Annotated in this window: 13 protein-coding genes; 5 read left to right on the top strand and 8 right to left on the bottom strand. The window is 60.6% G+C overall.

Annotated features, from left to right (window positions below; all coding sequences use genetic code 11):
- Positions 1-174: 174 nt before the first annotated feature.
- The 4 genes from OSJ75_RS08605 to OSJ75_RS08590 all read right to left on the bottom strand — a co-directional run bounded on the left by OSJ75_RS08605 (position 175) and on the right by OSJ75_RS08590 (position 2762).
- Complete coding sequence (locus tag OSJ75_RS08605) at positions 175-426, bottom strand: DUF1007 family protein (RefSeq protein WP_267227589.1); 252 nt, start codon at positions 424-426, stop codon at positions 175-177.
- Between the two features lie 13 nt (positions 427-439).
- Complete coding sequence (locus OSJ75_RS08600) at positions 440-1717, bottom strand: TRAP transporter large permease (RefSeq protein WP_267227588.1); 1278 nt, start codon at positions 1715-1717, stop codon at positions 440-442.
- Entirely contained in the window at positions 1714-2259 is a 546-nt protein-coding gene (locus tag OSJ75_RS08595; RefSeq protein ID WP_250015902.1) for a TRAP transporter small permease, read from the bottom strand. The genes OSJ75_RS08600 and OSJ75_RS08595 overlap by 4 nt, the downstream gene beginning before the upstream one ends.
- 212 nt (positions 2260-2471) lie before the next feature.
- Positions 2472-2762 (bottom strand): DUF1330 domain-containing protein, encoded by a 291-nt coding sequence (locus OSJ75_RS08590; protein WP_250015903.1) that lies wholly within the window; start codon positions 2760-2762, stop codon positions 2472-2474.
- Between the two features lie 210 nt (positions 2763-2972).
- On the opposite strand from OSJ75_RS08590, the gene OSJ75_RS08585 reads away from it, so the two are divergent.
- The 5 genes from OSJ75_RS08585 to OSJ75_RS08565 all read left to right on the top strand — a co-directional run bounded on the left by OSJ75_RS08585 (position 2973) and on the right by OSJ75_RS08565 (position 7155).
- Positions 2973-3782, top strand: a complete 810-nt coding sequence (locus OSJ75_RS08585) for an IclR family transcriptional regulator (protein ID WP_250015905.1) — start codon at positions 2973-2975, stop codon at positions 3780-3782.
- A gap of 86 nt (positions 3783-3868) precedes the next feature.
- On the top strand, positions 3869-4453 hold the full coding sequence (locus OSJ75_RS08580; protein WP_267227587.1) for a DUF2796 domain-containing protein: 585 nt from the start codon (positions 3869-3871) through the stop codon (positions 4451-4453).
- A gap of 1 nt (position 4454) precedes the next feature.
- Entirely contained in the window at positions 4455-5177 is a 723-nt protein-coding gene (locus OSJ75_RS08575; RefSeq protein WP_267227586.1) for an ABC transporter ATP-binding protein, read from the top strand.
- On the top strand, positions 5174-6430 hold the full coding sequence (locus OSJ75_RS08570; RefSeq protein WP_267227585.1) for an ABC transporter permease: 1257 nt from the start codon (positions 5174-5176) through the stop codon (positions 6428-6430). Before OSJ75_RS08575 ends, OSJ75_RS08570 begins: the two co-directional genes overlap by 4 nt.
- Positions 6427-7155 (top strand): DUF3299 domain-containing protein, encoded by a 729-nt coding sequence (locus tag OSJ75_RS08565; RefSeq protein WP_267227584.1) that lies wholly within the window; start codon positions 6427-6429, stop codon positions 7153-7155. The genes OSJ75_RS08570 and OSJ75_RS08565 overlap by 4 nt, the downstream gene beginning before the upstream one ends.
- A 121-nt stretch (positions 7156-7276) precedes the next feature.
- Here OSJ75_RS08565 and OSJ75_RS08560 read toward each other — a convergent pair whose 3' ends face one another.
- The 4 genes from OSJ75_RS08560 to OSJ75_RS08545 all read right to left on the bottom strand — a co-directional run bounded on the left by OSJ75_RS08560 (position 7277) and on the right by OSJ75_RS08545 (position 12052).
- A complete protein-coding gene (locus tag OSJ75_RS08560) occupies positions 7277-8962 on the bottom strand; it encodes a GspE/PulE family protein (protein ID WP_267227583.1) in 1686 nt (561 codons plus the stop codon).
- 81 nt (positions 8963-9043) lie between these two features.
- A complete protein-coding gene (locus OSJ75_RS08555; RefSeq protein WP_267227582.1) occupies positions 9044-10444 on the bottom strand; it encodes an NAD(P)(+) transhydrogenase (Re/Si-specific) subunit beta in 1401 nt (466 codons plus the stop codon).
- 10 nt (positions 10445-10454) lie between these two features.
- Positions 10455-10823: a proton-translocating transhydrogenase family protein gene (locus tag OSJ75_RS08550; RefSeq protein ID WP_267227581.1), complete on the bottom strand. Its 369-nt coding sequence runs from the start codon at positions 10821-10823 to the stop codon at positions 10455-10457.
- The gene (locus OSJ75_RS08545) at positions 10823-12052 is read right to left on the bottom strand and encodes a Re/Si-specific NAD(P)(+) transhydrogenase subunit alpha (RefSeq protein ID WP_267227580.1); all 1230 of its coding nucleotides are present in this window, start codon (positions 12050-12052) and stop codon (positions 10823-10825) included. Before OSJ75_RS08545 ends, OSJ75_RS08550 begins: the two co-directional genes overlap by 1 nt.
- Positions 12053-12327 lie beyond the last annotated feature (275 nt).

Genomic DNA, 12327 nt, shown 5'->3' with positions numbered 1-12327 from the left:
TCTGGCCGCGCGGCAGTCTCTCCAAGATAATCACTCGTGGAGGTGCATGAGGTCACTAACGCCAAGGCGCATGCCGCCACGCCGCTGCGAATCCACACGAGGTAGCCATTTGAAGCGCCGCCTTGCCGACCTACCCTCACCTATACCCCCCACCCCAGCTTCGCGTCTGGCGCCTCAAAAAAGTTCCGTTCTATGAAGCGCTCGCAATTCGCGAAGCATGCTTTCTGCTTCCGCTTGGGCACCGCAAACCTCGTCGACGCCGGTCAGATCGAGGTAGGAGAAGGACGCGGACTTGTGCAGCAATTCGACATTGACCTGCGCCCGCGGCTGCAACTCCTTCCGCGTCAGGGTCCCGCCGCCGTCCCCGTCGAGGCCCCGTGTTGCATGAGCGGAAAAGCCGTCGTCGAATGTCCCGTCCAGCTCCACGACGCCCCGATCCTCAATGCAACCAGGACGCTGGCACTGTCACCAATGCCGGGAACAGAATCAGCAGCAAAATGAGGATCATCTGGGTCACGAGGTAAGGCATGGCACCCTTCGTAGCCGCCTCCATTGAAACTCCGCTGACTCCGCACACTGTGTTGAGCACCGTCCCGACAGGGGGCGTGATCAGGCCGACCGCGTTGACCATCATGAAGAGGACCCCGAAATAAACCGGGTCGATCCCGGCCGCATTGACGAGCGGTATGAGGATGGGCACCAGAATGGTGATGCAGGGTGCGAAATCGAGCGCCGTGCCGACCACGAAGACTGCCAGAACGATCATACCCATCAGCAGGATCGGCGAGTCGATGAACGGACCGAGGAGACTGACAAGCTGGGCGGGCAGATTGGAAATCGTCAGCATGAAGCCGGTGATCATGGAGGCTGCCACCAGCAGCATAATCACTGCTGTCAAGCGACCGGCGGCGAGCAGTGCGTCATAGAGCAGCCGCGGTGTCAGCTCCCGATAGACAAAGAGCCCCACGAACAGTGCATAGGCGGCGGCAACGACGCCGGCCTCCGTGGGAGTGAAGATGCCGAACCGCAGTCCGGCCAGGATAATCACCGGCATCATCAATGCCCAACCGGCGGTCATGATGGTTTTCGGGAGATCCCTGCGCGGCAGTTTGAGCCGAACCGTCGCTGTTTCCTTGTTGGAGAGGAACCACCAGACCACCATGAGGCTCAGCCCCATCATGAGCCCTGGCACGATTCCGGCGAAGAATAGGCCGGCGATGGAAATGTTGGCGGTAACGCCCAGGATGATGAATCCGACAGAAGGCGGGATAATAGGGGCGATAATGCCTGTCGCCGCCATCAAGCCCGAGGCTCGACCCATATGGTATCCCCCGTCCCGCATAAGGGGGACCAGCATGACGGCCAGCGTCGCTGTATCCGCGATTGCGGATCCGGAAACGCTGGCAAGCACTAGGCCCGTGCCGATGACCACGTAACCGAGGCCGCCACGTATGTGACCTACGAGCGCCAAGGCGACGTTCACGATACGGCGGGAGAGGCCGCCAGCGTTCATGAGTTCGCCGGCAAGGAGAAAGAATGGGATCGCCATCAGCGGATAGCTGTCCGCGCCATTGACCAGACGTTGTGCCAAAATCTGCGCATCCAGATTTCCCATCAGCATCATCATGGCGACCGCCGACAGCATAAGGGAGAAAGCGATAGGAACCCCGATGGCCATCGCACCGAGGAGGGAACCGATGAATACCAAGCTGGTCACGGGGTTTTCTCCGAAATTTGCGCGAGGGACACCTCCAGTTGAGACGCAGCAGACTCTGCTCCCGACCATGGGGCGGGCAGGATGCCGCGCAGCGCGCGCCACAGATCAAGTAGAAGAATCGCAGCCATCAAGACGGCGGCGACGAGCCCTGCGGCGAACGTGAGTCCGACGGGAATTCCCGACAGTGCAGCGACGTTGCCCCACTCGATGATGGTGAGTGACAAGCTGCCCTTTGCCATGAGCCAGCAGCACCAGAGCATCAGGCCGTATGAAACGAGAAAGCAGGCGAAGCGCGCCCTTTGAGGCAACCGGACGACCAACGACTCGACGCCGAGATGCGCTCCCTTGGCCAACGCCACCACTGATCCCATAAAGATGACCCAGACGAGGACCACACGGGAGACTTCAACAGCAAACGGAATGCCTGAACTGAAGCCGTACCGTAGCACGACATTGGTGAAGATTAAGATGCTTATGACGGCCATGCCGACGACTACGAAGACGTCAAAAACCTTGAAAAGCCACTGTAACGGTGTGGTCATAACTGCTCCCGAAAAAGTTGTGCGCGCATACATCGATCCTCGCGGCACACTGACGAGAATTCGCAGACCGTGAGCGGGGGGCCTCCAGCATGCTGGCCGGGCATAAATACCCAATCGCGTGATGATGGCCTGTCCTGCTCATCCGGTCGAACAGCGCAAGGGGTAATGCAACGATCCCTCCATCAGACAGGAGGTCTGGCGAGCTTCCGTGGTCAGACACCTTCGACCACGGCCAGATGTGCCTTGGCATGCTTCTCGCGGGCCTTGATCGCCGTCTGATACTCGGGAGAGTTGTAGCAGGCGAGAGCGGTCTCGTAGTCCTTGAACTCGATTACCGCTAGACGGTTCGCGTGCGGGCCCTCCATAACCTGGCTCGTTCCCGCACGAACGACAAAGGACGCCCCATACTTGTCGAACGCTGCCTTGTTCAAGGCAATGTATTCCTTGTACCCTTCTTGGTCTGCAATATCGACCATTGCAACCCAGTACCCTTTTTTGGACATTTGCTCTCTCTCCCTACAGAAACTCCCGCGCCCACTTGCAGAAGGTACAGACGGTCCGATACGTTCACTTTCGGTACACGAGTTTGCCGTTGATCCTCCTCGATCACACGGCTAGAAACGAAATCAGGAACGTTGACTACAATATGGACACCTTGTCCAATATTGTGTAGTATCACGATGTTCCGTTGTCAAGCTTGCAAGGAGATGCGCATGAGCCGCAGTGACAGTCAGGACGAAACCGATGCGAGTACCCCTACTCACGTGCAGGGAGCGGCTTCGTTCTCGAAGTTCATGACCGTGCTGCAGACCATCGCGGATGCCCCCGGAACACTGGACATCGCCCAGCTGACAAAGCGCGCGCGATTCCCCCGGGGGACGGTCTACCGCCTCGTTTCGGCGCTCATGGCGGAGGGGCTGATCATCCAGTCGGGAGATGGCGGAACGTTTCACCTGGGGCCGCGCCTCCTCCAGCTTGCTGCCAAGACCTGGGAGGATTCCGACTTGCGGACGATCGCAAGGGATTTTCTGGTATCGCTCCGCGACGCAACGGATGAGGCCGTGCACCTGGCTGTGCCCAGTAACAACAGGATGGTCTACATAGACAAGTTGGTAGGCTCCAACAGGGTCCAGATGAAAACCAGTATCGGTGGCCAGGTCGAGCTTCACTCCACATCCGTGGGTAAGGCGTGGCTGTCCGGCCTGCCGGACCAGCGCCTGCTGGAAGTCCTCAAGGGCCTGGATTTGAAGCGCCATACCGCCAAGACGTTCACGACACCCGAAGCGCTGTTCGACGAATTGAAGTTGACCCGCGAGCAAGGGTTCGCATTCGATGACGAGGAGAACGAACCAGATATCCGCTGTTTCGGCAGCCCGATCTTCAATCGTCTGCGGGAACCGATTGGAGCGGTAAGCATCAGTATGCCCGTATATCGGTACGACGAGCAGCGCCACGAGCTCTGCGGAAGGCTGGTGCGTGAGACGGCGAAACTGATCAGTACCGAATTGTCCAGGATGGTGTAGCGACCGGGGGTGGCAAGCGTATATCGCCACCAATCGCGTACTGATTGTCCTTGGCTGCTAGTGATCATGTAGATTTGGAGAGAGAGATGGGATCGCATCACCACGCCGGGATATTATTTGCCGCTGGCATATTTATTGTTGTTTCGGCTGCGCACGCGGAAGAAGAACGTCGAGAACTTGGTCCGCATGTCCATGGACACGGGACGTTGGCGATCGTCATCGAGGACAACAATGTTCAGATGGAGCTCTCCGCCCCCGGCATGGATATTGTCGGGTTTGAATACGAAGCCGAAACCGCCCGGGAGAAGAAAGCCGTGGAGGCCGCGCTCACCGACCTGAAGGAGCCGTTGAAGCTCGTCGTCCTGCCCGAACCTGCGGGGTGCACCGTCACCTCCGCCGACGTTAAAATCGTCGTGGAAGACCATAAGGTCCATGACGCTGTGGCGGAGTCTGACAAGACAGCGGAAACCGAAGAGCACGCGGGTCCTCACACGGAGTTCCGAGCAACTTACGCTCTCGCCTGCGCGGAGGCTGCCAGCATCACGTCGATCTACTTCCCTTTCTTCGATCGCTTCTCCGGATCCGAGAAACTCGACGTGACGGCCATCAATGCCAATGGGCAGACCGCCTACCAGGTGACGCGCGAGGTGCCCCGTCTGGAAGAAATGTGAGATGAACCTGGAAGGGGCGACAGACGCCGTGCGCTTGCGCGGCGTCGAATTCAAGTGGAACGCGCGAGAGGCGTTTGGTCTCTCAATCAGCGAGTTTCAGGTTCTCCGCGGCGAGCGTCTCCTGTTGCTTGGCGCATCCGGCAGCGGAAAATCGACGCTGCTCAGCCTGCTGACAGGCATCGCATTGGCGCAAGCCGGAAACGTGGAAACACTTGGTCAACGGCTTGATGAATTGGGTAGCAGTGAACGCGACCGGTTTCGGGCGGAGCATTTCGGCATCATCTTCCAGATGTTCAACCTCCTCCCCTATGGCGCCGTCATCGACAATGTGCTGCTGCCGCTCAGCTTTGCACCGCAACGTCGCGCACGCGCAACGGCCGCGGGCGGCAGCGACAGCGAAGCCCGGCGCCTCCTGTCGGCCCTGGGACTTCCGGCGGATATCGGGCGACAGACGGCGTCCACTTTGAGCGTCGGCCAGCAGCAACGCGTCGCGACGGCACGGGCGCTTATCGGCTCGCCCGAGATTATTGTCGCCGACGAGCCGACATCGGCTCTCGACGACGATCGGCAGCAGGACTTTCTCGACCTGCTGTTCCGTCAGATCGACGCCACGAATGCAACCCTGATCATGGTCAGTCACGACCGGCGCCTGGCGCAACATTTCACCAGGGTGGTCGAGGTCAACGACATTCTGAGAGCGTCGAAAAGCGGAGCCCGAGCATGATCGTCGCACGTCTCGCTCTGCAATCGCTGCGTAACCGCTGGGTTACCGTGACGCTCACAATTCTCGCAATCTCGGTCAGCGTCATGCTTCTGCTCGGTGTCGAGAAAGTGCGCAGTGGCGCGCGAGACAGCTTTGCCGGGACCGTGTCTGGTGCGGATCTGGTCATTGGCGCGCGGTCGGGTGCCATGCAACTCCTTCTCTACTCAGTGTTCCACATTGGCAACGCAACCAACAATGTCACCTGGCGCAGCTACGAAGACATCGTTTCGCGCCCGGAGGTAGCCTGGGCAATTCCGCTTGCCCTTGGCGACAGCCACCGTGGCTTTCGCGTTATCGGGACGACACCGGACTATTTCGCGCACCTTCAGTATCGCGGCGGCCAAACCCTGAAGTTTGCCGCCGGCGCAGCCTTTAATGACCTCTTCGATGTCGTCCTCGGCTCGGACGTCGCGAGCCGGCTTGACTATTCGATCGGCGACCAAATCACCGTAGCGCACGGCGTGGGCTCCCTTGGGCCGCAGCATGACGACCTCCCGTTTCGCGTGTCCGGCATTTTGGCGCATACCGGCACGCCGGTGGATAAATCACTCCATGTCAGTCTCAAGGCTATCGAGGCCATTCATGTCGACTGGCGATCTGGTTCGCGGATCCCGGGACTAGCGACGACGGCCGACCGTCTGCGGCAGATGCCGCTTCCTCCGAGGGCGATAACCGCGGCCATCATCGGCTTGAAGTCGCGCCTGCAGGTCATTGGATTTCAGCGTACTGTCAACGAGTACAGAGCCGAACCATTATCAGGCGTCATGCCCGGTGTGGCTTTGCAGGAGATGTGGGGACTGATCGGCACAGCCGAGACCGCATTGCTGGGCGTGTCGGCCATGGTCGTCGTGACCTCGATGCTCGGTTTGTCGGCGATGATCCTGTCGACGCTCAACGAGCGACGTCGTGAAATCGCAATATTGCGTTCGCTGGGGGCGAGACCCGGCATGGTCGCAGGACTTCTCGTCGGAGAGGCGACACTGCTGACGGTGGCGGGGATCGCAATCGGTACCGCCGCGCTTTATGCGGTCCTGGTGGTGGCCCGCCCCATTATTGACAGGCAGTTCGGCATCGACATCGGCGTTCAGCCTCCATCCACGTCCGATGCTCTGTTGCTATTGGCAATATTGATCGGCGGAATGGCCGCCGGTGTCCTGCCGGCATACGGCGCCTACAGGATGTCGCTCGCAAATGGCATGAGGATGAGAACATGATCACTTCCAGATTTTTCTTCCGCAATGCGAGATCGATGGTCCACTGCATCGCTCTCGTCCTGGCTGTTTCGGGTCTTGGCTGCGATGCGGCATTCAGTGAAGGCGCTACCCAGCTGAAATGGGAGATGCTGGTGCCGTCGACAGAGCCGCTGGCAAATTTTCCGCAAGAACTTCCGATTGAGCAGCAGGAGGCCTTGAGAAATGTCCTTTACTGGAAAGGTCACCCGTCGGGCGAATTGAGCGAAGAATTTGCCCTTCAGCGCGACGAGGCCAAAAAAAGGGTCGACGCCGACAGGGAGAAACTCGCAAAGCAAGGCGTCGATCTTGACGCGCTTTACGAACGATATGCGATCTGGGCTGGAGAAACCGAGAGGCGTGGAACCCTCACCGAGAAGAAGCATGACGGCAAGCGAGTAGCCATAGCCGGCTATCTTCTGCCCTTGGATTTTGATCCAAAGGGTACCACCGAGTTCCTGCTCGTCCCCTATTTCGGTGCTTGCATCCATGAGCCGCCGCCGCCGCCGAACCAGGTGATCTATCTGAAATCCTCCGCTCCATACGCACCCACGAGTCTGTTCGAAGGCGTGCTGATAACAGGAACAATGCGCGTACAATCTGCAAAGAAAGACCTCTCCTTCGTCGACGGTTCAAGCGAAGTTGCTTCGGGTTACGTCCTGGAGGGCGAAACCATCGAGCCCTATCAACACGAAGAAGGCGGGCAATAGTGGCCAGGTTCTGCAGGAGGTCTTAGCCGTCCGCGGTCAGAGGCTGGCACGAAGGTCGAGTTGATGGTGTATCCACTTTCGACGACGTTCAACCATCCCGCGCGTCGGTGGGTGGATGCGCTCAGCGAAACCCGGTGACCCTGAGCACCTCCGCCGGAGAGGTGAGACCTTGCCCAGCCTTCCTGGCAGCGTCATGGGCCATCGTGCTCATGCCCCGCTCCAGCGCGAGCGCTTCGATCCTGGAGTGATCTGCCCCTTGTGAAGCGAGTTCCGTGATCGCCTCGTCAAGGACGAGGATCTCGAACACGGCGATGCGGCCGCGATACCCTGTGCCGTTGCAGCGGCCGCAGCCCACCGCGTTGTACACTTTCTGGCCCGGCGAGAACCCGACAGCCTGGTAGCGCGTGTCGGAGGAGAAAGTGTCGGCCGAGAGAATTCCTTCCTGCTTGCAGTGATCGCACAGCCGCCGCAGCAGGCGCTGGGAGATGATGCCCCGTACGGCGCCGACCAGCAGATAGGTCTCGACACCCAGGTCGCGCATACGCGTGAAGGCCGCTGCCGCGGTGTTCGCGTGGACGGTAGTGAGTACGAGGTGTCCGGTGAGCGCTGCCTGGACTGCGGCCCGTGCGGTCTCGCCATCGCGTATCTCGCCGACCAGGATTACGTCGGGATCCTGACGCACGAACGTTCGGATCGCCGACGAGAAGGTGATGTCGATCGCCGAGTTGATCTGCGACTGCACGATGCCGGGGATCTGGTACTCGACGGGATCCTCGATGGTAACGATCTTGCGGCTCGGATCGTTGAGCTTTGAGAGCGCTGCGGCGAGCGTCGTCGTCTTGCCGCTGCCGGTCGGGCCCGCGACGGCGATCATTCCATGGGTATGCTCAAGCAGGCGGTTCAGCGTCTGTTGTTCCTCCTCGTCCAGGCCTACGCCCGCAAAATCCAGCAGGGCGCTGTCGCGGTGCAGGATGCGCATGACGACGGTCTCACCATGGATGGCGGAGAGGGTAGCAACACGCAGTTCGACTTCGCGGTCACCTATGGGAAGGCGCATCGCGCCATCCTGAGGCTTGCGGCGCTCGGTGATGTCGAGGCCGGCGAGAACCTTGATGCGCGACACGATCGCATCGCCCATTTCGTGCGGCGGTGAAGGCATGATCCGCAAGACACCGTCGATGCGGAAACGCATCACGAGCCGTCCGCGCATCGGTTCGAGATGGATGTCGGTTGCCCTCAGGTCGAGCGCGCGCCTGAAGATGTCGTCAACGATAACCACGACCGGCGCGCCGCTCGCAAGATCCCGCAGGCTTGCGATAGCCGCCTCGGAGGTTGCTCCTTCGCCGGTGACCTGGGCAACATCCTGGGTGCCGGAAAGGCGTTCCAGGCAGGATTCCAGATCGGGTGCGGGAACTACGCAGACCTCGACGTCACTATCCAGAACGGATCGCAGCGCCTCTATCGGATCTGCGTCTCCGGGATGGAGAACCCCTATGACGGCGCTCCCGTCAGGCGCCGTGAGCGGCGCGATCCAGTTCTCCACAAGAAATCGGTTTGAGAGGTTCTGCGCGGCGGGCCTGTAGTCGGCGAGTTGCTGCCGGTCGAGAAGCCGCACGCCATAATAGGAGGACAGGAAGCCTGCGAGGGCATCGGCATCGACGATCTGCGCTTCGATCAGGCGGTGCAGGTCGGAGGCTCGCGAGGCCGTACTTTCACCGAAAAGGCCCCGTGTTGCCTCGCGGCTCGCCAGTCCGGCATCGGCCATGGACGACAGGAGCGAGTGTGAGTCTGTATGTTGCAGGTTCATCGAACTTACCCGACTGCGCCGCGTTGGAATGAGCGGGCTTGGAGTGACTGGAACCTTTCCCGCTTCATCGCCTTGCCGAGCTCAGTGATCCATTGCCTTGACGATACCCTCGGTCATCTTCTTGGCGTCGCCAAGCAGCATCATCGTGCCGTCCTTGTAGAACAGTGTATTGTCGATGCCAGCATAGCCGGAGCCGAGCGAGCGTTTGACGAAAAGGCAAGTGCGAGCCTTGTCGACGTCGAGGATCGGCATGCCGTAGATCGGCGAGGTCTTGTCGTCGCGCGCCGACGGGTTGGTGACATCATTGGCGCCGATGACGTAAGCAACGTCGGCCTGCGCGAACTCGGAATTGATGTCCTCCAGCTCGAACACTTCGTCGTAGGGCACGTTGGCTTCGGCCAGCAGCACGTTCATGTGGCCAGGCATGCGGCCGGCGACCGGATGAATGGCGTATTTCACCTCGACGCCATTGGCCTTGAGCTTGTCGGCCATTTCGCGAAGCGCGTGCTGCGCCTGCGCCACCGCCATGCCGTAACCCGGCACGATGATAACCTTTTGCGCGTTCAACATCAGGTAGGCGGCGTCGTCTGCTGCGCCCTGTTTGACCGAACGCTCGATGCCGTCGTCGCCACCAGCCGCGGCCGCATCGCCGCCGAAACCGCCGAGAATGACCGAGATGAAGGAGCGGTTCATGCCCTTGCACATGATGTAGGACAGGATCGCGCCGGACGAACCGACCAGCGCGCCGGTGATGATCAGCGCGAGATTGCCAAGCGTGAAGCCCAGTGCCGCCGCGGCCCAACCCGAATAGGAATTGAGCATCGAGACCACGACCGGCATGTCCGCGCCACCGATCGGGATGATCAGGAGAATGCCGAGCAAGAGCGACAGGACAACGATCATCCAGAAGATCGTGGTCGACTGCGTAGTGACCATCAGGACGACGAGAACCACGAGCGCAATCGCGATGCCGGCGTTTAATACATGGCGCAACGGCAGCATGATCGGCTTGCCGGACATGCGCCCGTCGAGCTTGAGGAAGGCGATGATCGAGCCTGTGAAAGTCACCGCGCCGATAGCAACGCCGAGACTCATTTCGATGATCGCCTGGGTGTGGATGGCGCCGACAAGGCCGATGCCGAAGCTTTCGGGCGCGTAGACTGCTGCCGCTGCCACCAGAACGGCGGCAAGGCCGACAAGGCTGTGGAAGGCGGCGACGAGCTGCGGCATCGACGTCATGGCAATGCGGCGCGCAGTGATCGCGCCGATGCCACCACCGACCAGCAAGCCTAGCAGGATCAGCGCGAAGCCGGTTGGCGACGGAACTGCCAGAGCCAGCGTCGTCACGACGGCGATCGTCATGCCGACCATGCCGTAGACATTGCCCTGACGGCTGGTCGTGGGATGCGACAGGCCGCGCAGCGCCATAATGAACAGTACCCCGGAGACGAGGTAGAGGAAGGAGGCGACGTTCTGGCTCATGCGTTTTGCCTCACTTCTCTTTTTTCTTGTACATCGCCAGCATGCGCTGGGTAACGAGGAAGCCGCCGAAGATGTTCACCGATGCGAGGATGACCGCGACGAAGCCGAAGCCCGACGCAGCGCCTGACACGGAGATGCCGACGGCAAGGAGCGCACCCACGATGATGACTGACGAAATCGCGTTCGTGACCGCCATCAACGGCGTGTGCAGCGCGGGCGTGACGGACCAGACGACGTAGTAGCCGACAAAGATCGCCAGCACGAAGATGGCCAGGCGGAAGACGAAGGGATCGACCGCACCGCCGGTCGCGGTGTGAACCGCCGCACCTGCTGCATCGGCGATTGCCTGATCGAGGCTGTCGAGAGCGGATTTTTCCATCATGCCCCTCCTTTGGTCTTCGCCGTGCCTGCCTTCTTGGCAGCGGCGGGCCTGGGCGGCGATTTCTTCGGCGCGGCTTTCACTGGTGCCGGTGCCTTACCGGCAAAAATGGGGTGAATGACAGCGCCCTCATGCGTGAGCAGGGTTGCCTTCACCAGTTCATCGTCCGGCTTGATGGCAAGCGTTCTGGTGGTCTTGTCGACCAGCGTCTCAAGGAACGCATAAAGGTTCATGGCGTAGAGCTGCGAGGCGGAAGCAGCGAGGCGGCCGGCGACGTTGAGATGGCCGACTATCTTGACGCCGTTGGCCGTGGTGACGACCTTGCCAGCGACGGAGCCTTCGACATTGCCGCCGCGCTCGACCGCCAGATCGACGATGACCGAGCCTGGCTTCATCGAGGCAACCATCGCCGCCGAGATCAGCTTCGGAGCGGGGCGACCGGGGATCAGCGCGGTGGTGATGACGATGTCCTGCTTGGCGATATGGTCGGCGGTCAGCGCCGCCTGCTTGGCCTGATATTCCTTGGACATTTCCTTGGCGTAGCCGCCGGCTGTCTCCGCCGCCTTGAACTCGTCGTCCTCGACGGCGAGGAACTTCGCTCCCAGCGACGCAACCTGTTCCTTGGCGGCGGGACGGACGTCGGTCGCGGTGACCACGGCGCCCAGGCGCCGGGCAGTGGCAATCGCCTGAAGGCCGGCGACGCCAACACCCATGATGAATACCTTGGCGGCAGGAACAGTGCCGGCCGCCGTCATCATCATCGGGAGCGCACGATCATATTCGGCTGCTGCATCCACCACGGCCTGGTATCCCGCCAGATTGGCCTGGCTGGATAGGATGTCCATGGACTGGGCGCGCGTGATGCGCGGCATGAATTCCATTGCAAAGGCCGAGACACCGGCTGCCGCCATCGCGGCGACGGCGTCGTCATTGCCATACGGATCCATGGCGGCGATCACGGCGGCGCCGCGCTTATAGGATTTGAGCTCTGTCGCGTCAGGACGGCGAACCTTCAGAATGACATCCGCGCGGGCCGCATCGGATGCGGAACCAATAGTGGCACCGGACTTCGCGTAGTCTTCGTCGACGATGCGTGACAGTGTGCCCGCGCCGCTCTCAACCACCACGTCGAAACCAAGGGCGGCCATACGCTTCACCGTATCGGTGGACGCCGCGACACGGGGTTCGCCCGAGCCCCCCTCGGCGGGAATGAAGATGATCTGGCTCACGCTTGGCTACCCCTCCCCGGCACGCGGCGCATCTCCGCGCCTGCCATATCGTTCAGATTTTCACTACATTCCACAAAATGGGCACATTGTCCACATATTTTACCACGGGTACTTGTCCGACAATTGCCGATGCCATATCAATGGCTAAACAACAGTTCTGGGAGGTGTAGATTTCCAAGATCAATGGTGCGAAGCGGCTGCAATCACCTGAGTGGCTCGACAATCCCGGCATGACGGCGCTCTATCTCTGCAACTCCACCCGTCAGGATTGGTCG

It is taken from the genome of Phyllobacterium sp. 0TCS1.6A, from assembly GCF_026420825.1.
GTDB lineage: Bacteria > Pseudomonadota > Alphaproteobacteria > Rhizobiales > Rhizobiaceae > Phyllobacterium.
Note: the sequence above shows the minus strand (reverse complement) of the source record. Positions and strands in the feature narration are given on the sequence as shown.

Bases quoted from the DNA above. Each gene is read 5' to 3' on its own strand.
- OSJ75_RS08550 (WP_267227581.1), bottom strand. From the start codon at position 10,823: ATGGAAAAATCCGCTCTCGACAGCCTCGATCAGGCAATCGCCGATGCA.
- OSJ75_RS08555 (WP_267227582.1), bottom strand. From the start codon at position 10,444: ATGAGCCAGAACGTCGCCTCCTTCCTCTACCTCGTCTCCGGGGTACTG.
- OSJ75_RS08570 (WP_267227585.1), top strand. From the start codon at position 5,174: ATGATCGTCGCACGTCTCGCTCTGCAATCGCTGCGTAACCGCTGGGTT.
- OSJ75_RS08560 (WP_267227583.1), bottom strand. From the start codon at position 8,962: ATGAACCTGCAACATACAGACTCACACTCGCTCCTGTCGTCCATGGCC.
- OSJ75_RS08585 (WP_250015905.1), top strand. From the start codon at position 2,973: ATGAGCCGCAGTGACAGTCAGGACGAAACCGATGCGAGTACCCCTACT.
- OSJ75_RS08580 (WP_267227587.1), top strand. From the start codon at position 3,869: ATGGGATCGCATCACCACGCCGGGATATTATTTGCCGCTGGCATATTT.
- OSJ75_RS08575 (WP_267227586.1), top strand. From the start codon at position 4,455: ATGAACCTGGAAGGGGCGACAGACGCCGTGCGCTTGCGCGGCGTCGAA.
- OSJ75_RS08595 (WP_250015902.1), bottom strand. From the start codon at position 2,259: ATGACCACACCGTTACAGTGGCTTTTCAAGGTTTTTGACGTCTTCGTA.
- OSJ75_RS08565 (WP_267227584.1), top strand. From the start codon at position 6,427: ATGATCACTTCCAGATTTTTCTTCCGCAATGCGAGATCGATGGTCCAC.
- OSJ75_RS08590 (WP_250015903.1), bottom strand. From the start codon at position 2,762: ATGTCCAAAAAAGGGTACTGGGTTGCAATGGTCGATATTGCAGACCAA.